This is a genomic window from Nonomuraea sp. NPDC049269, assembly GCF_043197155.1.
Classification (GTDB): Bacteria; Actinomycetota; Actinomycetes; order Streptosporangiales; family Streptosporangiaceae; genus Nonomuraea.
The window spans coordinates 742,052-764,833 of sequence record NZ_JBICSO010000006.1 but is presented as its reverse complement, the minus strand read 5'-3'; the positions used below and the strand labels follow the sequence as shown (position 1 = coordinate 764,833).

The 22,782-nt window shown below is 68.0% G+C and carries 22 protein-coding genes; 15 read left to right on the top strand and 7 right to left on the bottom strand.

Features of this window, described 5'->3' with window-relative positions:
- Positions 1-87: 87 nt before the first annotated feature.
- Positions 88-624, top strand: a complete 537-nt coding sequence (locus ACGFNP_RS35515) for a hypothetical protein (RefSeq protein WP_393326130.1) — start codon at positions 88-90, stop codon at positions 622-624.
- Here ACGFNP_RS35515 and ACGFNP_RS35510 read toward each other — a convergent pair.
- Positions 583-1,833, bottom strand: a complete 1,251-nt coding sequence (locus ACGFNP_RS35510; RefSeq protein WP_358340577.1) for an MFS transporter — start codon at positions 1,831-1,833, stop codon at positions 583-585. The genes ACGFNP_RS35515 and ACGFNP_RS35510 overlap by 42 nt on opposite strands.
- A gap of 243 nt (positions 1,834-2,076) precedes the next feature.
- On the opposite strand from ACGFNP_RS35510, the gene ACGFNP_RS35505 reads away from it, so the two are divergent.
- The 4 genes from ACGFNP_RS35505 to ACGFNP_RS35490 all read left to right on the top strand — a co-directional run bounded on the left by ACGFNP_RS35505 (position 2,077) and on the right by ACGFNP_RS35490 (position 8,086).
- Positions 2,077-5,067 carry an MMPL family transporter gene (locus ACGFNP_RS35505; protein ID WP_393326128.1) on the top strand — a complete coding sequence of 997 codons (2,991 nt, stop codon included), beginning with the start codon at positions 2,077-2,079 and terminating at the stop codon, positions 5,065-5,067.
- Between the two features lie 229 nt (positions 5,068-5,296).
- The gene (locus ACGFNP_RS35500) at positions 5,297-5,524 is read left to right on the top strand and encodes a hypothetical protein (RefSeq protein WP_393326125.1); all 228 of its coding nucleotides are present in this window, start codon (positions 5,297-5,299) and stop codon (positions 5,522-5,524) included.
- A complete protein-coding gene (locus ACGFNP_RS35495; RefSeq protein ID WP_393326122.1) occupies positions 5,521-6,750 on the top strand; it encodes a glycosyltransferase in 1,230 nt (409 codons plus the stop codon). Before ACGFNP_RS35500 ends, ACGFNP_RS35495 begins: the two co-directional genes overlap by 4 nt.
- 154 nt (positions 6,751-6,904) lie before the next feature.
- Positions 6,905-8,086, top strand: coding sequence for a hypothetical protein (locus tag ACGFNP_RS35490; RefSeq protein ID WP_393326119.1), 1,182 nt, complete (start codon positions 6,905-6,907; stop codon positions 8,084-8,086).
- A 298-nt stretch (positions 8,087-8,384) separates the two neighbouring features.
- Here the strand turns inward: ACGFNP_RS35490 and ACGFNP_RS35485 are convergent, their stop codons facing one another.
- From ACGFNP_RS35485 to ACGFNP_RS35470, 4 genes are all read right to left on the bottom strand, one after another.
- A complete protein-coding gene (locus ACGFNP_RS35485; RefSeq protein WP_219527799.1) occupies positions 8,385-8,609 on the bottom strand; it encodes a hypothetical protein in 225 nt (74 codons plus the stop codon).
- A 182-nt stretch (positions 8,610-8,791) separates the two neighbouring features.
- The gene (locus tag ACGFNP_RS35480; RefSeq protein ID WP_358340585.1) at positions 8,792-9,982 is read right to left on the bottom strand and encodes a helix-turn-helix domain-containing protein; all 1,191 of its coding nucleotides are present in this window, start codon (positions 9,980-9,982) and stop codon (positions 8,792-8,794) included.
- Positions 9,983-10,042: 60 nt separating this feature from the next.
- Positions 10,043-10,246, bottom strand: coding sequence for an EF-hand domain-containing protein (locus ACGFNP_RS35475; protein WP_358340587.1), 204 nt, complete (start codon positions 10,244-10,246; stop codon positions 10,043-10,045).
- 29 nt (positions 10,247-10,275) lie between these two features.
- Complete coding sequence (locus ACGFNP_RS35470) at positions 10,276-11,160, bottom strand: LysR family transcriptional regulator (protein ID WP_393326115.1); 885 nt, start codon at positions 11,158-11,160, stop codon at positions 10,276-10,278.
- A gap of 56 nt (positions 11,161-11,216) precedes the next feature.
- Between ACGFNP_RS35470 and ACGFNP_RS35465 the strand changes: the two genes are divergently transcribed.
- Genes ACGFNP_RS35465 through ACGFNP_RS35455 form a run of 3 tightly spaced genes read left to right on the top strand, consistent with a single transcriptional unit; the run spans position 11,217 to position 15,692 of the window.
- Positions 11,217-12,200, top strand: coding sequence for an aldo/keto reductase (locus ACGFNP_RS35465; protein WP_393326112.1), 984 nt, complete (start codon positions 11,217-11,219; stop codon positions 12,198-12,200).
- Between the two features lie 33 nt (positions 12,201-12,233).
- Positions 12,234-13,895, top strand: a complete 1,662-nt coding sequence (locus ACGFNP_RS35460; protein WP_393326109.1) for an alpha-amylase family protein — start codon at positions 12,234-12,236, stop codon at positions 13,893-13,895.
- A gap of 54 nt (positions 13,896-13,949) precedes the next feature.
- Positions 13,950-15,692, top strand: a complete 1,743-nt coding sequence (locus ACGFNP_RS35455; RefSeq protein ID WP_358340595.1) for a 5'-nucleotidase C-terminal domain-containing protein — start codon at positions 13,950-13,952, stop codon at positions 15,690-15,692.
- A gap of 94 nt (positions 15,693-15,786) precedes the next feature.
- On the opposite strand, the gene ACGFNP_RS35450 is transcribed toward ACGFNP_RS35455, so the two are convergent.
- Positions 15,787-16,095 (bottom strand): hypothetical protein, encoded by a 309-nt coding sequence (locus ACGFNP_RS35450; protein WP_358340597.1) that lies wholly within the window; start codon positions 16,093-16,095, stop codon positions 15,787-15,789.
- Positions 16,096-16,124: 29 nt separating this feature from the next.
- Positions 16,125-16,568, bottom strand: coding sequence for an ATP-binding protein (locus ACGFNP_RS35445; protein WP_393326106.1), 444 nt, complete (start codon positions 16,566-16,568; stop codon positions 16,125-16,127).
- 192 nt (positions 16,569-16,760) lie between these two features.
- Here ACGFNP_RS35445 and ACGFNP_RS35440 point away from each other — a divergent pair, with 192 nt between their 5' ends.
- The 7 genes from ACGFNP_RS35440 to ACGFNP_RS35410 all read left to right on the top strand — a co-directional run bounded on the left by ACGFNP_RS35440 (position 16,761) and on the right by ACGFNP_RS35410 (position 22,771).
- The gene (locus ACGFNP_RS35440) at positions 16,761-17,582 is read left to right on the top strand and encodes a Scr1 family TA system antitoxin-like transcriptional regulator (protein WP_393326281.1); all 822 of its coding nucleotides are present in this window, start codon (positions 16,761-16,763) and stop codon (positions 17,580-17,582) included.
- Positions 17,575-17,793, top strand: coding sequence for a DUF397 domain-containing protein (locus ACGFNP_RS35435; protein ID WP_357957810.1), 219 nt, complete (start codon positions 17,575-17,577; stop codon positions 17,791-17,793). The genes ACGFNP_RS35440 and ACGFNP_RS35435 overlap by 8 nt, the downstream gene beginning before the upstream one ends.
- Before the next feature lie 457 nt (positions 17,794-18,250).
- Positions 18,251-20,701 carry a DNRLRE domain-containing protein gene (locus ACGFNP_RS35430; RefSeq protein ID WP_393326103.1) on the top strand — a complete coding sequence of 817 codons (2,451 nt, stop codon included), beginning with the start codon at positions 18,251-18,253 and terminating at the stop codon, positions 20,699-20,701.
- A complete protein-coding gene (locus ACGFNP_RS35425; RefSeq protein ID WP_358332251.1) occupies positions 20,698-21,174 on the top strand; it encodes a hypothetical protein in 477 nt (158 codons plus the stop codon). The genes ACGFNP_RS35430 and ACGFNP_RS35425 overlap by 4 nt, the downstream gene beginning before the upstream one ends.
- 279 nt (positions 21,175-21,453) lie before the next feature.
- On the top strand, positions 21,454-21,939 hold the full coding sequence (locus ACGFNP_RS35420; protein ID WP_358332248.1) for a hypothetical protein: 486 nt from the start codon (positions 21,454-21,456) through the stop codon (positions 21,937-21,939).
- Positions 21,940-22,112: 173 nt separating this feature from the next.
- Positions 22,113-22,358 carry a type II toxin-antitoxin system VapB family antitoxin gene (locus ACGFNP_RS35415; RefSeq protein ID WP_357651335.1) on the top strand — a complete coding sequence of 82 codons (246 nt, stop codon included), beginning with the start codon at positions 22,113-22,115 and terminating at the stop codon, positions 22,356-22,358.
- The gene (locus tag ACGFNP_RS35410) at positions 22,355-22,771 is read left to right on the top strand and encodes a PIN domain nuclease (RefSeq protein ID WP_358332245.1); all 417 of its coding nucleotides are present in this window, start codon (positions 22,355-22,357) and stop codon (positions 22,769-22,771) included. Before ACGFNP_RS35415 ends, ACGFNP_RS35410 begins: the two co-directional genes overlap by 4 nt.
- Positions 22,772-22,782 lie beyond the last annotated feature (11 nt).

Here is a 22,782-nt window from a genome sequence, read left to right as displayed (position 1 = left end):
GACCGGCCATTCGGGGGACGGCGTGCCTGATCCGGCGGGGTCGCGCGGCGCACACTTGCCAGGAAGCGATCACCCTGGAGGCCCGTCATGACCATTCTCACGTCCCGTTCAGCGCCGAACCCCACCGAGCCCCCTCCCGCCGTGCAGGCCGCCGCCACGCTGTGGCTGGTCGCGGTCGCGGCAGGGGCGTTCGAGACCGTACTGGTCGTCGGCGACCTGCTGTCCTCGGGGACGGCCTCGGCCGGCGAGTTGCTGTCCGGCGTCGGGATCCGGCTCGTCGTCTTCGTCACGGCCGTCTTCCTGGCGCTGCGACTCAGGCGGGGCGGCAACTGGGCCCGCTGGACGCTGGCGGTGACGCTGGGCGTGTTCGGCACGCTCTCGCTCGTCATGGGACCCGTCCAATGGCTGATGGACGGACACTCCGTCGCCGAGGCATTCGCCGGGGCCGACGCGATGGGCCTGATGTTCGCCGGCAGCCGGGTGCTGCACGTGCTGGCCGTGCTCGGCGCCGTGGCGCTGATGTTCCAGCCGAGGTCCAACGCGTACTTCCGCTCGGCCCGGCACGACCTCGCCCAGGACGACTCAGCCCGGCACGCTCTCCGCGACCGGAACGGGCGCGCGTAGGTCGCGCACCCCGGGAGACAGCAGCGCGGCGAGCGTGGACAGCACGACGAGGGCGGCGCAGCCCAGCAGCGCCGCTCGCGTGCCGACCAGGTTCGCCACCGGCCCGGCCAGCATGAGGCCGATCGGGCCGAACATCATCGAGCCCAGCGCGTCGTACGAGCTGACCCGCGACAGCGACTCCGGCGGGATCTCGCGTTGCATGGTCGTCTGCCACAGCACCCCGAACACGTCGAAGCAGACGCCCAGCACGAACGCGCCCGCCACGATCGCCCACAGCGGCGCGCCGGTGCCCAGCAGCACGTACGGCAGAGCGGTCGGCAGGCAGAGCAGCGTCCCGACCAGGATGGGCCGGCCGGGCCGGACACGCAGCGAGACGATCACCCCCACGATCGTGCCCACCGCCTCACCGGCCAGGAACGCCGACCAGGCCGCGGGCCCGCCCAGACTCTCCTTGGCCAGCAGCGGCCCGAGCACGCCGTGACCCGCCTGCAGCGCCATCACGAGCACGGAGAACTGCGCGACCACCACCCAGATCCACTGCCGGGACCTGAACTCGTGCCACCCGTCACGCAGGTCGGCCAGCACCGAATGCCCGGCCGCCGCGTCCCGCTCGCCGGGCGTGAGCCGCAGCGCCGCGATCAGCACCCCGGCCACCGTGAACATCAGCCCGCTCACGGCCAGCGCCCACCCGCCGCCGAACAGCACGACCGTGCCACCGCCCAGCACCGCGCCGGCCACCCGCGAGCTGTTGGCGCCCAGGCCGAGCAGCGCGTTGCCGGCCTGCAGCCGGTCGGCGGGCACGACCTCGGGGATGATGCCGGTGAGTGCGGGGAACATCATCGCCATCGCCACCCCGCTGCAGGCGGCGGCAGTGGCCAGCGCGGGCAGTGGGGTCCAGCCCGACAGCATCATCGCGGCCAGGGCGAAGAAGGCCAGCGCGCTCATGAACTCGCTGACCGTCATCACCCTGTACCTGGGGAACCGGTCCGCGATCACCCCGCCGACCAGCATGAACACCACCATCGGCAGCGCCTCGGCGGTGAGCACCACCGAGAGGGTGGTGGCGTCCGCGCCGGGCAGGGCGAGGACGCCGAAGGCGAGTGCCACGGGCGCGAAGGCGCTGCCCAGCACCGACATGGTCCTGGCGGTCAACAGCAGTGTGAACCGCCGATCTCGGAGCAGACCGAGATCGTGAAGATAGCCGTGCACGTGGTGGCCCCCTAATCGCCCAAACGCTCACTATTGTGCGGGTTCCTGGCATCCGCTGTCGTCTGGATTTCTGCTGCTTGTTACGCGGCTGATAAGACCGGAAGCGGAATGTGACGGCGTTTGGCAAGAATCGCGATGCTTTCTGGCGTAATTTTCTAGGTTCCTGCAGTCGGCGAGGGGACCCGGGCATGCCCGAGGCACTGATCGAGCGCGTCTGCCCGCGGGCGTACCTGGAGGGCGCCCTTGTTTGAGTCGGCGGGGCGCCTGATCTACGGCGGCAGGTGGACGCTGCTGGTGCTGAGCCTGGTGGCGGCCATCCTGGTCGCGCCCTTCGGGCTGCAGCTGTTCGGCCGGATGGCCGACGGCGGCTTCGCGGACCCTGCCGCCGACTCGACCACCGCCGCCCGCTGGAACGACGCCTGGTACGGCGGCAACAGCCCCGACGTCGTCGTCCTCTACCGCCACCCGCAGGTCAAGGTGCGCGACGCGCGCTTCAAGAAGGCCGTACACGACTCGCTGCGCGCCCTGCCCGCCCAGTACGTCCGCAAGCTGGCCACGTACTGGACCACCGGCTCCAAACAGCTGATGTCCACCGACGAACACGCCACCTATGCCCTGATCACCCTGAAAGGCGCCAAGCAGCAGGCGTACGCCGTCATCAAGGACCGGCTGCCCGTTGCGAACCTTCAGGTCCAGGTCGGCGGCTCGGTGCCGCTGCTGAAGGAGCTCAACGACCAGACGGCCGCCGACCTGGCGCGCGCCGAGGCGATCTCGATGCCGGTGCTGCTGGTCATGCTCGTGGTGGTGTTCGGCAGCCTGGTGGCCGCCGGGCTGCCGCTGCTCGTCGGGCTGCTCGCCGTGATCGGCGCGCTCGTGCTGCTCAGGCTGCTGACCGAGGTGACGGAGGTCTCGGTCTTCTCGCTGAACGTCGTCACCATGCTCGGGCTCGGGCTGGCCATCGACTATTCGCTCTTCGTGCTGAACGCCTTCCGCGAGCAGATCAGGTCCGGCCTCCCGACCCGTGAGGCCGTGGTGCGCACCATGGCGACGGCCGGCCGTACCGTCGCCTTCTCCGGTTTGACCGTGGCGACCTCGCTGCTGGGACTGCTGCTGTTCCCGCAGATGTTCCTGCGCTCGATCGGGCTGGGCGCGGCTGCCGTGGTGCTGGTGGCCATGGTGTCGGCGCTGGTCGTCCTTCCTGCCGCGCTCGCTGTCCTGGGTCCCCGCGTGGACGCCATCCGCGTCACGCCCCACTTCGGCGCGGTCCGCGCGGGCGCCGGGGTCTGGCACGCGATCGCCTCCAGCGTGATGAGACGGCCCGTGCTCTACCTGGTCGCGGTCACGTCCGTACTCCTCGCGCTGGCCGGGCCGTTCGCCCACGTACGGTTCGGCAACGTCGACCACCGGGTCCTGCCCGCCGCCTCCGAGAACCGTCGCGTCGCCGAGACCGTCGACCGCGACTTCGCCAAGAATTCGATGGCCATGATCGACGTCCACGTTCTCATCGAACGCTCCTTCACCACCCGTCCCGCCGCCCCCGGCCCCCTCGGCCAGGGCTACGCCCCGATCAGCGCCGTCACCCCGATCGACCCCACCGACGCCAAGCCCCTCGCCGACCGCCTGCGCGACCTGCCCGGGGTCACGGGCGTCGACCTCGCCGGCCTCTCCCAGCCCAACGGCGCGATCCGCCTGGCGGTCCGCTACTCCTACGACCCCATGTCGGACGCGGCCCAGCACCTGGTGACGCTGATCAGATCGATGACCCCGGAGCCGAACGTCCGCCAGGTCGTCGTAGGCGGCCCGACGGCCGCCCAGATGGACCTCCTGTCCAGCCTGCTCGGCCGGCTGCCGTGGATGGCGCTGGTGGTCGGCGGAGTCACGTTCCTGCTGCTGTTCGCCGCCTTCGGCTCCGTCGTCCTGCCCGTCAAGGCCCTGCTCATGAACGTCCTGTCGATCGGGGCCTCGTTCGGGGTGATCGTCTGGGCCTTCCAGGACGGCCACCTGGCACCGTGGCTGCGTTTCACGTCCACGGGGACCATCGAGGCCACGGTGACGGTGCTGATCCTGGCGCTGGTGTTCGGGCTGTCGATGAACTATGAGCTGTTCCTGCTGTCGAGGGTGCGGGCGGAGTGGCTGCGGACCGGCGACAACACGGCGGCGGTGGCGACCGGCCTGCAGCGGACCGGGGGTGTCATCACCAGCGCCGCGCTGCTGTCGCTGGTGGTGATCGGGGCCTTCTCGACGGCCGGGATGACGATCGTGAAGCTGCTCGGGGTGGGGATGTTCGTGGCGATCGTGGTGGATGCCACGCTCGTGCGGGCCCTGCTGGTGCCGGCGACGATGCGGTTGCTGGGTGGGGCGAACTGGTGGCTGCCGGGGGTGTTGCGGGGGATTCATCGGCGGATCGAGTTCCGTGAATCTCCGCCGCCGGAGGGGCGCCCGCTTCCTGAACGCCCGCTTCCTGAACGCCCGCTTCCTGAACGCCCGCTTCCTGAACGCCCGCTTCCTGAACGCCCGCTTTCTGGGCGGGCGGTCTCCAGGGATGCGGTCTCCAGGGATGCGGTCTCCAGGGGTATCGCTTCCGGGGATGGGGCTTCCCCACTGGCGCTGTCACCGGGCGCCGCGTCGGCGAGTGCGGGCGGCGGCGGGGCTCGGCGCCCCGAGACGGCGCTCAGCCCGCGTCCTGGGAGGGCGATCAAGCCCAACCCGGACGGCCCCGGCTGGCACTGGGCGGAGGACGACCCCGGCGTGCCAGCGGTGACCGTCAACGGCCGCCCGGCCATCTTCGGCGTGGACACCGACCCGATCCCGGTATCCGCCGAACACGACCCTGCTCCCCCCGCTCCCGCCTTGGAGGCGACCGTTCCCGCGCCTGGTCGTCCCGCCCCCGCGCCTGCGCCCGCTCCCGTGCCCACCCCAGCCCCCGCGCCCGATCCCGCCCCAGCCCCCGCGCCTGCGCCCGCCCCCGCGCCTGCGTCGGGTCGTCTCGCCTCCCCGCCTGCGTCCGGCAGCGACCCCGCCAAACCGCTCCGTGCCTCGCCCTCCGTCAGAAAGCGGCCCTACAGCACCGCCAAGTCCGCAGTCCCCAAGCGGCCACCGGCCGTCGACGTCCCAGACGCTTCCGGCTCCGGAACGCTGCGGCCCACCTGGGAGAAGGTCACCGCCGGTCGTACCAGGGTCGTCAGGGCGAACCCCGACGGGCCCGGCTGGACCTGGGCGGAGGTGGACACGTAACCCTGGCTTTGGCCCCCGCCCAGCCCGCCACCCGCCCCCTCCTGGCCGTCATCGCGCTGGCCGCCGTCCCGATACCGGAAACGCACTCCGAACTGCGGCGCAGGGTGGATGTGCCCGGATTGCCGGCGTCGGTGGTGTCTCTGGCTTTCGGGACGTTCGCGCTGAGGCGAGTACGGCTGGGCGTCGCCGCCCATCCGTGCTCGCGGTGGCCGGATGCGTGGGCGGGGGAATGCTGTTCCTACAGGGGGTGCTCGGGTTCACGTCTTGGTCGAGCGGCAGGACGGTCGCCTGCGGGTTGGTGCTGGTGGCGGGTGGGATCTTCTCCGTAAGTCGTGAGATTTCCGGCCTGTTGGGGATTGCGGCTATTGGGGTGATCGTGCACGAGGTCGGGAGCTTTTCTCAGGGGTATGCGCTCGTACTACTGGGCGCATTGATCGCCTCGCTGGCACTGCCGTGAGGGTCGCGGTGCTGGCAATGGGGTCGCGGGGGGACATCCAGCCGTGCGTGGCGCTGGCTCAGGAGTTCGGCGGGCGCGGGCACGAGGTCACGCTCGTGGCGCCGGAACGCTACGAACGCCTGGCGGCAGGGCGCTATGACCGTCCCGGAGTGCGGTTCGCGGCGCTGGGGGTGGATCCGGTGGCGATCGTGGAGAGCGAGGAAGGACAGGCGTGGTTGCGTAGCGGGCCGCTGGGGTTCGTGCGGGGCCTCCGAGCCGTCGTCGAGCCCCTCGCCGCGACGCTCCTCGCCGAGGTGGACGCCGCCTGCGCGAACGCCGAACTGGTCCTCGCGCCCGCCCTCGGCTCCTTCGGCCGGCACCTGCACGAGAGGTACGGCATGCCGTACGGGATCCTGCAGTTCCAGCCCAGCGAGCCGACCGGCGAGTTCCCGAACCCGCTGATCCCGCGCCGGACCCTGGGCCGGATCGGCAACCGGGCCAGCTATGCCATGGTCGAACGGCTCGGCTGGCTGATGCTGGCCCCCATGGTGAACCGGCTGCGCGGGCAGGTGCTCGGGCTGCGGCCGTTGCGGGGTAGCCCGTTCGCGGCCGACCGGCGGGATCGGGTGCCGGTGCTGTGCGGGGTCAGCCCGCTGGTGGTGCCCAGGCCGTATGACTGGGCCGGCTACGTGCACCTCACCGGCTACTGGCGCCTCCCATCCGACCCGGACGGCTCGCTCCCCTCCGACCTCGCCGACTTCCTGGACGATGGGCCGCCCCCCGTGTACGTCGGGTTCGGGAGCATGGTGCCGGACGAGCCGGAGGCGGTCGCCGAGCAGGTGGTCGCGGCATTACGGCTGGCCGGGATGCGGGCGGTGGTTCAGGGGCTGCCCGTGGCGGCGTCGGCGGACGTCTGCCCGGCGGGTGAGGTGGCGCATGAGGTGCTGTTCCCGAGGATGGCCGCCGTCGTGCATCACGGTGGGGCGGGGACCACGGCGGCGGGGTTGGCGGCCGGGGTGCCCAATGTCGTCTGCCCTTTCTTCTCCGACCAGCCGTTCTGGGGACGCAGGGTGGCGGCGTTGGGGGCGGGGCCGCCACCGTTGCCGATCAGGGCGCTGAGCGGGCGATCTCTGGCCGAGCGACTGCGAGCCGTATCGGAATATCGCGAAAAAGCCGCGCAACTCGGGAAACTACTAAAGGTTGAACGCGGGGTGAAGAACGCCGTAGATCTGATTGAAGGTAGCTGATCATCCATATATTGTGCGATGTGTCCACGATCACCCCTGGAAGTAAGGCGCCATGCGACTGAGGAAGATTTTCGTCATCGGATTGGCACTCTCACTGTTAGGCATAGGTGTTCCAGCCTGGTCGGAGGACGATCCGCGTAGCTGTAACGACCTGATGTCCGGTGACACGCCGGCGTACGTCGTCTGCCGCTGGATGGCCACGCCGGAAGAGGCGCTCGACATCGCCAACTTCTGGCTCTCGAACGACGCCGAGCATCTGCAGGAAGCCGGCCCGCTGAACCCGATCACCGTCGACTGCACCGAAGCCGGCAACGAGTGCGCCAACGACTCCGAGGGCGACGGCCAGTTGCACGACGTCGACTCGCCCGACGTCGAGGGCGCCGAGGACGGCGGCTCGCCCGAGTGCCAGTCCAGCGAGGACTGCTTCGTCAACCCCGAGGGCCTGTCGGCGACCGAGATCCAGGCCGCCGAGAAGACCGCCGGTGGCCAGGCCGTCAAGGCCGCCGCCGCGGCCGGGATGCGCGTCTGGATCGACGCCGAGCTGGCCGACGACTGGAAGTCGGGCAAGCTCGCCGAGGCGGCCAAGAAGGTCGCCGCGGTCGCGGCGCAGCAGGGGGCCGTGGGGATCAGGTTCAGCTCGCAGCTCGGGTTCAACAAGACGTTCGAGACGGCTGACGAGATGGACAAGTTCGTCACGGAGGCCACGACCACGCTCCACAACCTCGCGCCGGGCAAGAAGCTGGCCGTGCACACGGTGGTGCCGCTGCTCGGCTGTGGCGCCAACGACGCGTGCAAGACCGAGATGACCAAGAAGTACCCGCTGCTCGACCCCGAGCGGATAGGCGCCTGGCTCACCAAGGGCCTGGTCGACCAGCTCGCCCTGGACAGCGGACACCTGGCGACGGAGTACGCCACCTGGAAGATCGACGCCACCGAGGCCCAGCGCAACCAGTGGATCCAGGTCAGGGCGCGCGCGTGGGACGCCTACGGTCAGATCGCCGCGGAAGACGCGGGCTTCGCCACCGTGGGCTCGCCGCAGCTCACCACCGAGCAGGCGGCCAAGTCGATCACCGACCGCATCGCCACCCCGCTCCAGGCCGACGCCGCCGAGACGGTCAACCTCTGGTCCCGCTGGCAGAACGACCAGGGGCAGGTCAGCAGGCTGTACGGGGAGAAGTGGGCGGAGAACGCCACCTGGGAGCAGCTGAAGAAGCTGACCTCGATCCGTCCCCGGCTGGCCACGATCTACGACCCGTCGGCGCCGGAAGTCGACACGGCCACGGACCTCAAGAAGCTGTCCGAGGTGTTCGGCCAGGTCTACCTGCACACCACCTGACATACGACATGAGAAAGGCGCGTCTTCGGCTTCGGCCGGAGGCGCGCTTCTGTCGTTGTTTCCGGTAGCACGAACTGGCCAGACGGCTTGGGCCCGGGGAGCGCGAGCGGCCGGACGGCCATCTCGCCGGAAGTGCGGGGACTTGTCCCTACTATCACCGCCTGAGCTCCAACGGCGCTGAGCGCCTGAAGGCGATGACCATGCTTTCATGGGCCGGGCCCGATAACACGCGTCAAGACAGACTGACAGCGCCCTCTGGCGAACGCTGCCGGCGGGTTTCTGTATTGCCAGGCTGGTCTTAGAGCTTGATCAGCTTGGCGTACGGGGTCGTGATCCGTTCCTGGCGTGAACCGAAGTCGATGAGCACGGCTTCATCCTCGACGCCGATGACCCGACCGAGACCGTACCGGTCGTGGGACACCTGGTCGTCCAAGGTGAAGACCTCGACCGGCGGGGCCGGGGGCGGGGGTTTGAAGGGGCTGGTGGGCAGGTGGCGCCGGGTCGCGGCGCTGGGCGGCTTCATCTACTCCAGTATGCGCCACCCTGAGATCTTAGAACGCCACATTCGCCGCAGTGGTTAGGTTTTCGGGCGCGAAAACCGGGGAAAACCAGCGGTTTGTCTGATTTGAGGGTGTCCGGAAAGCCGTCGTACCTCGTGCTGTCAGGGTCGGACGCCGAGCGGCCGGGTCGCGGGCTCGTGCAGGCTCACAACGGGCGAGCGGCCAGGGCGGCCGCCCGGCGGGCGCGCAGCACGATCTCCAGTTCGAAGCGGATGTCCGGATCGGCGAGCTGGTCCCCGTAAAGCTCCTCCAACTGCCGCAGCCGATACCGGACCGTCTGCGGATGCACGTGCAGCCGAGCCGCCACCTCCCCCGCCCCCCGGCCGTACCGCAGCCAGGCCAGCAGCGTCTCCGCCAGCCGGTCCTGCTGCGTGGGCCGCAGGTGGGCCAGCGGCGCCAGCCGTACCTCCGCCAGCGCGTCGACCAGCTCCTCGTCCTTGAACACGACCAGCGTCGCCATATGGTCCGTGCAGCGCAGCAGGCCACGCGGCAGCACGCCGCGCCCGGACAGCTCCAGCGCCTCGGCCGCCCACCGCAGCGACGACGCGGCGGCGGGCAAGGGTACGGCGGGTCCGATCGCGCCCAGGTAGCCGCGGAGCGCGGTCTCCAGCATCCGGGCCTGACCGGGGCCGTTCGGGTCGGGTACGAGCAGGCAGGGCGTGGTTCGGTCAAGGCCGGTCAGCACGTCGGGCGGCACCGCGGGGGAGCGGCAGGTGCCGTGCTGGTCGTCGAGCGCGACGCAGGCCACGGTCTTCGGCAGCCGCCACCCGGCGGCCTTGGCCAGGTCGGAGATGGCCTCCGAACCGGCGGGCGGCCGGCTCAGCAGCAGGTCGAGCAGCCGGTTGCGCCGCCGCTCGATCTCGCCCGCCGCGTGTGCCCGAGCTTCGTCGAAGCCCTCGGCCGCGGCGTCGGCGAGCTGGTCGAGGTAGATGAAGATGGCCTCGCCCAGGTCGTACAGGGACTGCGGGGAGAGCCCGAGCGGGTCGGCGATCTCGGTCAGCCGCCGCCAGCCGACCCGGGCGCCCAGCCGCATCGCGGCCTGCAGCGGCTCCAGGTTGCGGCCCTCCGCCGCCTCGCCCTTGCCGATCATGCGGAACGGCTCGGGGTCCCAGGGGGCGGCGGGGTCCTGGATGTGGTCGAGGAAGCCGTCGATGGCCTGCTCGACGGTCGTCCTGACGACCTTGATGTAGACCTCGTCGGATGGCCGGGCGTACTCGGGGATGCGGGCCTGGATCTCCCCGATCACCTCGGCGGAGATCCGGCCGATTCCGGCCCTGAGCGTCTTCACGATGTCCGCGGAGATCCGGGTGTCGCTGGTGTCACTCTTGCTGGCCATCGTCCCTCCTGTCGCCCATTGTTACCCGCGCGGCAGAGGTTTGTGTAGCAAGTGCTTGTTTTACTTCTGCAGGAAGGCGCCGAACTCTTCCACGTCGATCAGGCCGTCCCCGTCCTTGTCGAGCCGCTGCACCCCGGCCTGCGCGGCCTCCAGCGTGATCGGCTGACCCAGCACCTCCATCAGCCCCACCAGCTCTTCGGCGGAGATCCGGCCGTCCTTGTCAACATCGATCAGGTCAAAGGTGATCGTGTAATCGGTGCTCATGGGTCGCCCTTTCGCGAGATCCGTGTCGGTCAGACCTTAGTGGCGCTTTCTCGGAGTGCGTCGATGAATGCCCTGACTTCTGGCCTTTTATCACCGGAGCGCCAGGCGATGGCCAGCTCGCCCGGCGGGAGGCCGGTCACCGGGCGGTAGACCAGGCCGGGCCGTTTGTAGAGCGCGGCGTTGCCCTCGGCCACGAGGACGACGCCCAGACCACTGGTCACGGCCTCGAACACCTCTTCAGGCGTGTTGGCCGTGACCCCGATGACCGGCTCGTCGTCCCGGAAGTCGCGGGCGAGCCAGTAGTCGCGCAGCGGCCCCGCCGAGACGGGCAGCGCGATGAACGGCTCGTCGCGCAGGGCCTCGAACGGGATCTCCGCCAGTTTGGCGAGGGGGTGATCGTCCGGCATGGCGACGCCTCTGCCCTCAGTGGCGAGAACATGCGTGTTCAGTCCCTCGGGTACGGGCAGCCAGATGAAGGCCACGTCGGAGCCGCCGTCGGCCAGGCCGCCGCTGGGATCGTCCCAGCCGACCAGCCGCAGCGACACCTCCCAGCCGGGCATCGCCGCGCGGAACCGGCGCAGCGCCTCCTGCTGGATCCCCCGCCCGACCGCCGTCTGCATGCCGATGACCAGGGTGCCCGTGGGCGCGGCGGCCCGCGCGGTCTCCAGCCCGGCGTTCCACTTGTCGAGCAGCTCACGCGCGACCGGTAGCAGCGCCTCGCCCTGCCTGGTGAGGGCCACGCCGGAGGACACGCGCTCGAAGAGACTGAAGCCGAGCTGCCGTTCCAGCGCCCTGAGCTGCTTGGACAGTGCGGGCTGGGAGACGAACAGCCGCTCGGCCGCCCTGGTCACGTTCAGCTCCTCGGCCGTGGCGACGAAATAACGCAGGTCCCGCAGGTGCACGTCCATAACCATCGGTTATAGCAGAAGGTCTTGGACGCGCCGCCCGTACCGCCAGCAGGATGAACCGCATGAAGACACGTGAACTCGGAAACAACCTGCGGGTCCCCGCGATCGGCTTCGGCGCGATGGTGCTGTCCCCCGGCGTGTACGGCGACATCGACGACACCCGCGCCGAGACGGCGCTCAAGGCGGCACTCGACGCCGGAGCGACCCACATCGACACCAGTGACGCCTACGGCGCGAACGGCCACAACGAGCGCCTGGTCGGCCGGGCGATCAAGGGCCGGCGCGACGAGGTGGTGGTCGCCACCAAGTTCGGCCTGGCCATTCCGGAGGGGGAGGCGAGCAGATCGCAGCCGGTGGGCTACGCGTTCGGCGAGCTGCGGGTGAACGCCGAGCCGCGGATGATCCGCCGCTACGCCGAGCGGAGCCTGCGCAACCTGGACACCGACGTGATCGACCTCTACTACTCGCACTACGTGGACCCGGGCGTGCCGATCGAGGAGACGGCCGGGGCGGTGGCCGAGCTGGTCGAGGCCGGGCTGGTCCGGCACCTTGGCCTGTCGAACGTGACCGCCGACGAGCTACGCAGGGCCCATGCCGTGCACCCGGTGGCGGCCGTGCAGAACGAATGGTCGATGTGGCGACCGGTCGATCCCGACCTCCTCAAGGCGGCCCGCGAGCTGAACGTGGGCATCGTGGCCTGGAGCCCGCTCGGCAACGGCTTCCTCACCGGCACCGTCCAGCAGCTGGGCGAGGGCGACTTCCGGCACAACGCGCCCCGCTTCTCCGCCGACAACCTCGCGAGCAACAACGATCGCTACGCCCCGATCAGGGACCTGGCCACCCACCTGGGCATCAGCCCCGCCCAGCTGGCCCTGGCCTGGCTGCTGCACCAGTACGAGCACGTGGTGGCCATCCCGGGCAGCCGCACCCCCGCGCACATCGAGGAGAACCTGGCCGCCGCCGACCTCGTCCTGCACCGCGACACGCTGGCCCGCGTGGACGAGGCGCTCGCCGGATTCGAGGTGACGGGCGGCACTCTGCTCTGAATGTGTGCGCCGCTGCTGGGTAGCGGTGGCGCCATGCGACTGACGTACACCTCTGATCTGTGGTGGAAGAACGCCGTTGTCTACTGCCTGGACGTCGAGACCTTCAAGGACGGGAACGACGACGGGGTCGGCGACTTCCGGGGGCTCACGCAGGAGATCGACTACCTGGCGGGGCTCGGGGTCACCTGCCTGTGGCTGATGCCGTTCTTCCCTACCCCCAACAGGGACGACGGCTACGACATCACCGACTTCTACGCCATCGACCCGAGGCTCGGGACGCTGGGCGACTTCGTGGAGTTCATGCGGACCGCCAAGGACCGGGGCCTGCGGGTGATCGCGGACCTGGTCGTGAACCACACCTCCGACCAGCATCCTTGGTTCATCGAGTCGCGGTCGAGCAAGAAGTCGCCGAAGCGCGACTGGTACGTCTGGTCGGACAAGCCGCAGCCGGACGACCCCAAGCAGGTGGTCTTCCCCGACGAGGAGGACAGCATCTGGCAGCTCGACACCTCGACCGGCCAGTACTACCTGCACAGCTTCTACCGCCACCAGCCCGACCTGAACGTCAGCAACCCCGAGGTGCGCGACGAGATCGCCAGGATCCTGGGCTTCTGGATGGAGCTGGGGCTGTCGGGGTTCCGGGTGGACGCCGTGCCGTTCCTCATCGAGAACGTCCAGCCCCAACTGGCCGACCCGCACGAGTTCCTGGCGGATCTGCGCGCCTTCATGACCCGGCGCGAGGGCGCCTCGGTGCTGCTCGGCGAGGTCAACCTGCCCTACAAGGACCTGCTCGGCTACTTCGGCGAGGGGCTCGGCGACCAGCTCACCATGTGCTTCGACTTCATCGGCATGCAGCGCGGGTGGTTGTCGCTGGCACGCGGCGAGGCCGAGCCGCTCGCCGACGCGCTCAGGTCCCGGCCCAGGCCGCCCAAGGACTGCCAGTGGGCGATGTTCCTGCGCAACCACGACGAGCTGACACTGGACAAGCTCACGGACAAGGAACGCCAGGAGGTCTTCCGGGCGTTCGGCCCGGAGGAGGACATGCAGATCTACGGCCGTGGCCTGCGCAGACGCCTGCCGGCCATGATGGGCGGGGACATCCGCCGCATCAAGATGGCCTACAGCCTGCTCTTCTCCCTCCCCGGCACCCCGGTCATGTTCTACGGCGAAGAGATCGGCATGGGCGAGAACCTCAAGGCAGAGGGCCGCATGGCCGTACGGACGCCGATGCAGTGGTCACCGGACGGCGGCTTCACCCGGGGCACCCCCGAACGCGAGATGCCGGACGGCGCCTACTCGCCCGCGCGGATCAACGTGGCCGACCAGAAGCGGGACCGGGATTCGCTGCTGCGCTGGTTCCAACTGCTCATCGAGCGTTATCGCGAGTGCCCGGAGCTGGCCTGGGGCGACTGCACGGTGCTGGAGGCGGCCGATCCCGCGATCCTGGCGCACCGCTGCGACGCCGACGGCGCCACGGTGGTGGTGCTCCACAACCTGGGCGAAACAGCCCAGGACGTGGAGCTGAAGCTGGCCGGGCTGGAGTCGCACACGCTCACGGACCTCCTGGTGGACGGGACGCTGGAGGTCTCCGAGGAGGGCGTGGCCCGGCTGACCCTGGACCCGCACGGCTGCCGCTGGCTGCGCGCCTCGCCGAAGGAGATCCCAGCGGAGGACGCCTCGGTCAAGTCCCGCTGATCCGGCCAGATTGCCGTAACCCGTGGGTTATTTGCCGCAGTTAGCCTCCTCGCCATGCACATCATCAAGCTTGGGGCCGTCACGCTGACCGCGCTGGCCCTGATCGGCCTGCCCGCGCACGCGGCCGGTGGCAAAACCATCACTGTCACCGTGATGGGCACCTCCGACATCCATGGCAACGGCCTCAACTGGGACTACTACAAGGACGCGGCCTACGCGGACAGCGCCGGCAACAACGTCGGCCTGGCCAAGGTGTCGACGCTGGTCAACAAGGTGCGGGTGGAGCGCGGCGCCGACCGGACGCTGCTGTTCGACTCGGGTGACACCATCCAGGGCACCCCGCTGGCGTACTACTACGCCAAGGTCGAGCCGATCACCAGGAACGGCCCCGTCCACCCGATGGCCAAGGCCATGAACGCCATCGGCTACGACGCCGTCACCCTGGGGAACCACGAGTTCAACTACGGCCTGCCCCTGCTGGCCACCTGGATCCACCAGATGAAGGCCCCGGTGCTCGGCGCGAACGCCGTCAGCGCGAAGACCGGCCGGCCCGCCTACCTGCCGTTCGTGATCAAGACCATGAACGTCAAGGGCGACAAGCCAGTCAAGGTGGGCGTGCTCGGCCTGACCAACCCGGGTGTCGCGATCTGGGACAAGGCGAACGTCGAGGGCAAGCTCCGCTTCACCGACCTGGTGGAGTCGGCCAAGAAGTGGGTGCCGATCATCCGCAAGCTGGGCGCGGACGTGGTCGTGGTGACCGCGCACGCGGGCGACAGCGGCATCTCGTCCTACGGCGGCGACCTGCCCGTGGAGAACGCCTCCGCGATGGTCGCCGAGCAGGTGCCGGGCATCGACGCGGTGCTGTTCGGGCACGCGCACAACGACGTGGCCCAGCGGTTCGTCACGAACCAGGCCACCGGCAAACAGGTCCTGCTCACCGAGCCGAGCAAGTGGGGCCAGCGCCTCAGCGTGATCGACTTCCAGCTGGCCAAGCACGGCGGCAAATGGACCGTCACCGGCAAGTCCTCGACCACGCTCAACACGAACACGGCCGCCGAGGACCCCAAGATCACCGCTCTGCTCAAGCCGCAGCACGACGCCACGGTCGGCTATGTCAACAAGGTCGTGGCCAAGTCGTCGGAGCAGCTCTCGGCCGCCGAGTCCCCCTACAAGGACACCCCGATCCTCGACTACATCCAGCAGGTCCAGGTCGAGACCGTCAAGCAGGCGCTGCCGGACAACCAGCTCCCGGTCCTGTCGATCGCCGCGCCGTTCAGCCGGACCGCCGTCTTCCCCGCCGGCGATATCCGGGTCCGCGACGTGGCCGGGCTGTACGTGTACGACAACACGCTGCTGGCCGTGAAGCTGACGGGTGCCCAGATCAAGGACTACCTGGAGTACTCCGCCAAGTACTTCAACCAGCTCGCCCCCGGCGACCCCGTGGACGTCGCGAAGCTGACCAACGCCGGGAACACGCCGGACTACAACTACGACCAGTTGTCGGGCGTCTCGTACGACATCGACATCGCCAAGCCGGTCGGGCAGCGGATCACGAACCTCAGCTACGAGGGCACGCCGGTTCCGGCGGACAAGGAGTTCGTGGTCGCGATCAACAACTACCGCCAGTCGGGTGGCGGCGGGTTCCCGCACGTCGTGGGCGCGCCGGTGCTGTACAACGCCCAGGTGGAGATCCGCCAGGCGCTGATCGACTACGCGACCGCGAAGGGCACGATCAATCCGACCGACTTCACCGCCGCCAACTGGCGCCTTACGCGTGCCGGCGTGCCGGTCTTCTGACGTACGGCAAGCAGTGGATCCCGGCCAAGCCCGGGCCGTTCCTCAGCAGGCGTGGCGGCGTCGTCCCTCCAGATTCCCCGCCGCCACGCCTGTTCTAACGGGCTCTTCCGGACAACAATCCCGTCCAGATCGCCCGAGTCTCATTGATCGGCCGGATAGAGGTCTCGTGCACCTCGTGCTCGCGGCCGAACTGGACGGTCCGGCGGATGAACGCCTGCCCCGCGCTCTCACACAGCTCGTAGACCGTCGCTCGGCAGAAACAGGTCCAGGCCACCACGCGCGCCCGCGCCAGCACCGGGTACGGCGTGCGCCACTCCAGCCGCACATGATCACGCTGAACCATGGCCACGTGCGGACTCAGACACTCATCCAGCACAGTCGGGGTGGTTCTGGAGTTGTCCATGGGTCGCACCTCCCGTGTGCGCGTGCCTATCAGGTGTGGGGATCTATGGGAATTCGGGCTTGAACCATGCGTTCATGGCTCTCCGTCAGGCTCGTATTCCAGACGCCGTTGCAAATATGATCAACGATCTGTAGTCCCCTGCCTCCCATTGTGAGACCGCTCAACTTCCGCGAGTCCGCCCATGGCCGTTGCGGATATTCGGAGGGATGGCCGGGGTCCGTCACTGTCACGCGGATAGACGCTGGGTCCGTATCGATGCTGAGCTGAACCCACTCCCGACCCGGGATGAAATGTGCATGTTTAACGGAGTTGGTCACCAACTCGGAGACCACCAACACGACATCCTCCAGCAGATCACTTTTCAGCCCCAAGCCGAGGGCTGACCATATGCGCACGACTTGGCGGGCTTGACGTGGGGTGTCGGGACTGGCGCGAAGCAACGTCCGGTGTACTTGGGGGCTATGTGCATGCATTGATCCACCCTGGGGTGATACAAGATCGGACATGCCTGGGGCATCGGGACTTACAGTCCTACGATTTCGGTAGGCCCTCTCACAATGGCGTTCTATCCCTGTCCAGTCCTCAAAAGTAGGCGTACAGTTTCTTCCGGATTCACTGCTTGGCCGTAAGTGAGGGAGTACGGGCAGAAGGCCGAAAGGGTTGTTATGACCGAAAATGGGCAGGATCCTGGTCGGAAGGCATGGAAGGAATTCGCCTCCCGCCTACGTTCATACCGGACGCAACAAAAGTTGAGCCAGGAGCGCCTGGCGGAGCGACTCTCCTACAGCGAGAGCGCCGTGGGGCACGTCGAGCGCATGATGCGCAAGCCGAGCGAAGAGCTGACACGAGAGATCGAGAAAGCTCTTGGCCTCCACGGACAGCTCCTGGAGCTCCTCCCACAGATCCACAACTCTCTCGGGCCGAAGTGGTTCCAGGAGTGGCCGCGTGTAGAGGCCGCCGCGCACACCATACGTACCTCGGAGCCGATGATCATTCCCGGCCTGCTCCAGACGGAAAGCTACGCTAGGCAAGTTTTCCTAGGTGAACCAGGCGCGACAGAAGACCAAGCCGAGAAAGCGGTACAGCTTCGAATTCGACGACAGTCTGTATTTCTCCGTAAGCCACCTCCGATGTATTCGACTCTGGTCGATGAAAATGTTCTTCACCGACCGGTAGGCGGAAGAGAGGTGATGCGCGAGCAGCTTGCGAAAATCTTGGAGATCCTCAATCCTCCTTACGTCACAGTCAGGGTGCTACCCCTTGCGGCAGGGCTGACCACGGGTCTGCTGGGCGCGTTCGAGGTGGCTACTCTGAGGGACGGCGGACCTGACCACGCCTACATAGAGAGCGTCGAGGAAGGTCGAGTAACCAATCGCACTCAGACCGTGCAAGCGCTTATCGTGCGATGGGATGCCCTGTCCAACATGGCGCATCCCGTTGACGCCAGCAGGGAGATCATACGCGAGGTGATGGGCCGCTATGAGTAACACACCAGGTCTGCCAGTAGGAGTCTGGACCAAGGCGAAAGCGTCGGGCGGCAACGGCGGTAGCTGCGTCGAGGTGATGCGGCGCGCCGATGACTCGGTTCTGGTGAGGGACACCAAGGATCACGGATCGGGGCCCGTCCTGGCGTTCACTCACGCAGAGTGGTCAGCCTTCCTGGACGGAGCCGGCAAGGGAGAGTTCGACCTCTCGTAGCTCACTTTCCGTAGAAGGGGTCCGGCTGAACCGGACCCCTTTTGCCTGCCCGAGATCCCCTACGCCGAAAGTACGGGAGGCATCCGTACATGCCATGCTGCGGAAATCCACGCTCCGGTCATCATGCCATGACTCAGTGTTGATCTTGCCGTCAAGCCGTTCGTGATCTACGCTCACTCCGAGTTTTCCGGATTGTCAGGATCTTCATGGAGATGGCGCCTTTGCGGTTTAGACGGTTATTACGAAGCTCAGCTCTCGTCGTCACAGCGGGTGCGGCCCTCGCCGCCTCGGTCCTCAACCCTCCGCCCGTCCAAGCACAACAAGCCGGCCCGTCGCCCGTTTCCATGGCGACCGCGACCAAGCAGCTGCCAGGCGAGATCCTGGGCGCCGCCACAGAATCTCGGCGAGTGGTCCGTCGGCAGGACGGGCAGGTGATCATCGAACCTGGTCCCGTCCCGTGCGGCTCAAGCAGAACAACGGAGCGTGGGCCTGGATCAACACGGGGCTCGTCGAGAAGGACGGCGCTCTTCGGCCGAAACTCGTGAAGGCTCCGCTCGCTTTCACGGCTGGCGGGAAGTCCGAACCGTTCGCCCAGCTGTCGACCGCCGAAGGTCAATCGCTCGCCCTGTCATGGCCGACCCCGCTCCCGCGCCCTCAGGTCTCGGCGAACCGAGCGACGTACGACCTGGGCGACGGCGCCCAGCTCGTGGTCAGCGCCATGGCAGCGGGATTCCGCTACGAGATCGTCCTGCAGCGTCGCCCGGCGAAACCCCTGGACCTCACACTTCCCGTGCAGATGAAGGGCGCCTCACCCAGCGAGCAGCGGGAGGAGCTCGTGGACGCTCAGGGGCGAACCATTCTGCACGCGTCAACGCCCCGCCTGCACATCAAGCCAGGACAGCGGACGGCCACGAAATCAGCCCCCAGCGCGTTCAAGAGCGAGCAGTCCGGCGACAACCTGCGGGTGGCGCTGGACGGCGCGAAGCTGGACACCGCGGCCTTCCCCGTGACGATCAGCGGCTCGGTCGCGATGCCGGCGAGTGCGGACGTGGACGTCTCCGACGAGGGCGGCGCGGGCGACCCGTCTTCGCCGTTGCTGATGGCCGGCGGCATCTTCGGCATACGTAACCGCGTCCTGCTGCGCTTCGACACCATGGCTCTCACGGGTCAGCGCATCATCGACGCGAAGTTGTCGGTGGTGAACACCGATGGCCCGGGCTGTGGAGAGGTTGGAGACGGTATCCAGGTCCGGCGGACCACCAGCCGCTGGGATCCGTACAACCTCACCTGGGCCAACAAGCCGGCCACGACCACCGAGGGCGCCACGATCGTCACCCAGTCCCACGCCAGCGACTGCGGCAGAGGGACACTCGACTGGCCTGTCAAGGAGATCGCCGCAGCCTGGGCTAGCGGCAGCCCCAACTACGGGCTCACACTGCAGGAGCCGAACGAGGCCAACACCTCCGACAACTTCCGCGAGCTCGCCTCCACCGAGTACGGCGACCCCGGCACCGAGGTGCCGAAGCTGACGGTCGTCACCCAACCGGTCCCGGCACCTCAGGTCCTGTACCCGGCGGGACCCGACGGGGTGGAAGTGTTCACCGCGCCCGCGGACTGGAAGCTGGACGGGCTACCGGTCTCCTCCGAGAACGTGCACGCGTTGAACGGCGCTGACGACCGTGCACAGACCAACGCCACCACCTTGGCCCCGCCCTACTTCGACCCGGCCAGCGGGCAGGTGGTCGCTCCCGCGACGCTTGCGGGCAAGGGCACCGCTAGCCAGGTGCTGAGCGGGATCGCGCTGGACAACGGCGACGCCGATGAAACCCTCGCGACCGGTTTCGAGAACGAGGATTCGCCGGCGGCCAGGACTGCCGCGGTGGCCGCCGCGGAAACCCCGTACTCGATCACTCCCCGATATGCCGAGGTCGCCAACAGCTACCAGGCGCTGAACACCATCACCGACCAGGTGCTCGATCTGGACGAGACGATCCCGGCGGGAACCGCGCTGTTCGCCACGCACATCTGGCCCGAGCGCAACCTGGTCGTGGTGCAGTCCACCGACGCCTCCGCCGGGCTGCGTAAGGCATTGGCGGACCGGTACGGCACGTACAACGTCGCCATCTGGCTGCGGTCGGAGAGTGACCGTCCGCGCCTGGACGTCGGCACGACATCCTCCGCCTCCACCTCCGCCGCGGACAGCCGACAGAATGACACGGGAAAGCTTAACGGCGGCTCAACGTTCTCTTCCTTGAATCCCGACGGCACCAGAGGGGGGTGCACGACTGGATTCGCCATGGGGACTGCGGCCGACCACCTCATGGCGAGCGCCGGGCACTGCGTTGCGCCTGGCGGAACCCCGAGCGCTGGTGTCCTCGAATGGACGAACTGGGTGGCCGGTCAAGGAACGATCAAACTGCCGAACCAGCCGACCTATTATGGCGACGTGTCCCTGATACAGACGGTACTCGGCCGGGTCACCAGCCCCACCATCTTCATCGGTCCCAGGGACTCAACAGTAAAGGAATGGGTGGGTGGGCGATTCTCGATCCCCGCGAAAGAAAAAGACCAATACTGCGTCGGCGGTGCCAGCCCGAATACAAAGGTCCTGTCCAACGGACAGATCTGCGGCTTCAAAGTCACCGACATCGGCGTGAAGCTCGAGGCCTCGGATAGCACTACACGCTGGGTTCAGGTCGGTAAGAAATCCGGCCGGTGCACGATCGGGGGTGACTCGGGCGCTCCTGTCTACACCTTCCGCAAGGGCGATGGATTCGTGGTGGCCAAGGGCATCCACCACGGCAGCAACAACGTCGAAGGCAAGCCTAGCGTGTCCACCTGCGAGAACTTCTTCACCGACATCCATGACGTAATGAAGGCAGTCGGCAAGGACGTCTACAAGAAATGAACCCCCTGGGCCCGTCCTTCCTGTGGCGCATGTTCTGCCTCCTGGTGCTGGCCGTCGCCGTCTCCATGGTGGCTGGCATGCGGGAGTCCCGGCCGGTCGAACCGCCCTTTCCCGGGCGGATCGACACGGTCATGGTGGAAGGACGGGTCCTGATCCTGCAGGTCTTCGGCGGGGCGAGCGACTCGGCATGTCTCCAGACCGACAAAGTCGAAGCCGTCGAGTCCGAGGCGAGTGTTCGGCTTCGGATAGTGCTTCGTGATGCCTGCCCGCCCCCCGAACGCACGCTGCTGGAGATGTGGCGGGACGAGTTGTGGCCTCCTGCCGTGCTCGACATCCTCCGTGGCGTCGAAGTGCCCGTCCTACTCGAGCGGCCCTTGGGACGCAGGAAGGTCGTCGACGAGACAGGCCGCGAGCTCCGGGTCTGCCCGATCACGGGCTCGCGACGGAAGACCATGCAACAGTGCCTGACGTAGGTGCGGGTGCCGAACGCTGCAGCCAAGCTCCCTCGGAGGTCAGCCGAACCGGCCTCCGACAGGTGATCACCGACCTGCTCCATCGAGACCGCCGCAGCAAGCTCTCCGGTCTACGGGCTGTCGCACGCCGCTCCGGCGTAATTCTCTGAGCTTCCCATCCGACTTGGGGTGGCGAGGAGAAGCGATTTGGCCATCTGTGTGTTGGTGAGTGGCCAGCCAATCGGGCCGATGGGGAAGCGTACCCACCTCGCGCGTCCAAAACCTGGCGATATCCGCAGGATGGAAGATCCCGCCGCTCGGACCACCGCCACGTTCTATGACGTGTACGGCGACGTCGACGCCGTGGGCGCGGCCCTGCTGCTCGATCGGTTCACGGTCGCGGACGAATCCTTGCTGGCGGCGCTGACCGAGGCCACCACACAGCCGCTGCGGCTGCGGTCCGGATCGGCCGTGATCGTGGACGAGTCCGATGCGGAGTGGCCGCACCCGGGGAGCTCCCTGCTTCGCGCGGCGGTGGGCAGCTCGCGGAGCCCGTGGGTGCGGCGGTCAGAGCTGGTCGCCGACGGCCGGGTGTACGGCCGGCTGGCGCACTGGGACTTCCCGTTCGACCCGGCGAAGATCGCGCACCGTGTTGTGGCCGCGCCCGAGCCGGAGGGGCGGGTCGTGCTGTTCCGGGTCGAAGGGCCGCCTGAGCACGCTGAGCTGTTGGTGGACCGGGAACTCGAGGCATGGCCGCCGGGTCTGAGGGAGCATCTCGCACCCTGAGGGCAGGGGGTCAGTGGGGAGGCACCCCTGTTGATCGGTACCCGGCCTTGCGACTGGACGCACCTTGCGGTGCAGCGTCGCGAGGGGAGTCCCACGCCCAGCGGGAAATGATATCTATCTTCCTGCGTGTGCGGTATCGTTTGGGGGAGGATGGCCAACGGAGGGGTCCTGTCATGTCCCGAACTGTCATCGACCTCGATGACGAGATGGTGGCCGAGGCCATGCGCATCTATGGCTCAAAGACCAAAGCGAAGGCTGTGCGCATGGCCATGGAGGATGCCGTCAAGCGCCATCTCCGTCAGGAGCTCGCGAACGCGATCAAGAGCGGGGAGCTCGACCTCAGCGAGATCGTGGAGAACACCGGTCCCCGCAATGCCGACGGCACCCTTCAGCGCTCCACGCAGCAAGGTGCTGCGTGACCGATTACCTCGCTGACAAATCCGCGCTCGCGCGCTGGGGCCATCCCTCCGTCGGCCGGGTTCTGGATGATTTCAGTGACCGGGGCGTCCTGGCCACCTGCGCGGCGGTGGAATGGGAGATGGTCTACAGCGCTCGCAACAAGCCGGACATGGCCCGCATCCACTTCCTGCTGCGCGGCTTCAACTTTCTCTACTGCGGAGACGAGGTGTTCGAGCGCGTGCTCGAGGTTCAAGGCGTCGCGTTGGAGCGTGGTTTTCACCGTGCCCTGTCCATGGCGGATCTCCTTATTGCCGCCACTGCCGAACGTCACCGGGCGACCGTGCTCCACTACGACGGCGACTTCGATATGGTCGCATCGATCACCGGACAGCCCACCCAGTGGGTCGTGCCCACAGGGACAGCGGACCGCTGATCTGGGGGGTC

Coding starts and splice junctions, on each gene's coding strand:
- ACGFNP_RS35515 (WP_393326130.1), top strand. CDS start 88: ATGACCATTCTCACGTCCCGTTCAGCGCCGAACCCCACCGAGCCCCCT.
- ACGFNP_RS35500 (WP_393326125.1), top strand. CDS start 5,297: ATGCTGTTCCTACAGGGGGTGCTCGGGTTCACGTCTTGGTCGAGCGGC.
- ACGFNP_RS35490 (WP_393326119.1), top strand. CDS start 6,905: ATGTCCGGTGACACGCCGGCGTACGTCGTCTGCCGCTGGATGGCCACG.
- ACGFNP_RS35485 (WP_219527799.1), bottom strand. CDS start 8,609: ATGAAGCCGCCCAGCGCCGCGACCCGGCGCCACCTGCCCACCAGCCCC.
- ACGFNP_RS35480 (WP_358340585.1), bottom strand. CDS start 9,982: ATGGCCAGCAAGAGTGACACCAGCGACACCCGGATCTCCGCGGACATC.
- ACGFNP_RS35475 (WP_358340587.1), bottom strand. CDS start 10,246: ATGAGCACCGATTACACGATCACCTTTGACCTGATCGATGTTGACAAG.
- ACGFNP_RS35470 (WP_393326115.1), bottom strand. CDS start 11,160: ATGGTTATGGACGTGCACCTGCGGGACCTGCGTTATTTCGTCGCCACG.
- ACGFNP_RS35465 (WP_393326112.1), top strand. CDS start 11,217: ATGAAGACACGTGAACTCGGAAACAACCTGCGGGTCCCCGCGATCGGC.
- ACGFNP_RS35460 (WP_393326109.1), top strand. CDS start 12,234: ATGCGACTGACGTACACCTCTGATCTGTGGTGGAAGAACGCCGTTGTC.
- ACGFNP_RS35455 (WP_358340595.1), top strand. CDS start 13,950: ATGCACATCATCAAGCTTGGGGCCGTCACGCTGACCGCGCTGGCCCTG.
- ACGFNP_RS35450 (WP_358340597.1), bottom strand. CDS start 16,095: ATGGACAACTCCAGAACCACCCCGACTGTGCTGGATGAGTGTCTGAGT.
- ACGFNP_RS35445 (WP_393326106.1), bottom strand. CDS start 16,568: ATGCATGCACATAGCCCCCAAGTACACCGGACGTTGCTTCGCGCCAGT.
- ACGFNP_RS35440 (WP_393326281.1), top strand. CDS start 16,761: ATGACCGAAAATGGGCAGGATCCTGGTCGGAAGGCATGGAAGGAATTC.
- ACGFNP_RS35435 (WP_357957810.1), top strand. CDS start 17,575: ATGAGTAACACACCAGGTCTGCCAGTAGGAGTCTGGACCAAGGCGAAA.
- ACGFNP_RS35425 (WP_358332251.1), top strand. CDS start 20,698: ATGAACCCCCTGGGCCCGTCCTTCCTGTGGCGCATGTTCTGCCTCCTG.
- ACGFNP_RS35420 (WP_358332248.1), top strand. CDS start 21,454: ATGGAAGATCCCGCCGCTCGGACCACCGCCACGTTCTATGACGTGTAC.
- ACGFNP_RS35415 (WP_357651335.1), top strand. CDS start 22,113: ATGTCCCGAACTGTCATCGACCTCGATGACGAGATGGTGGCCGAGGCC.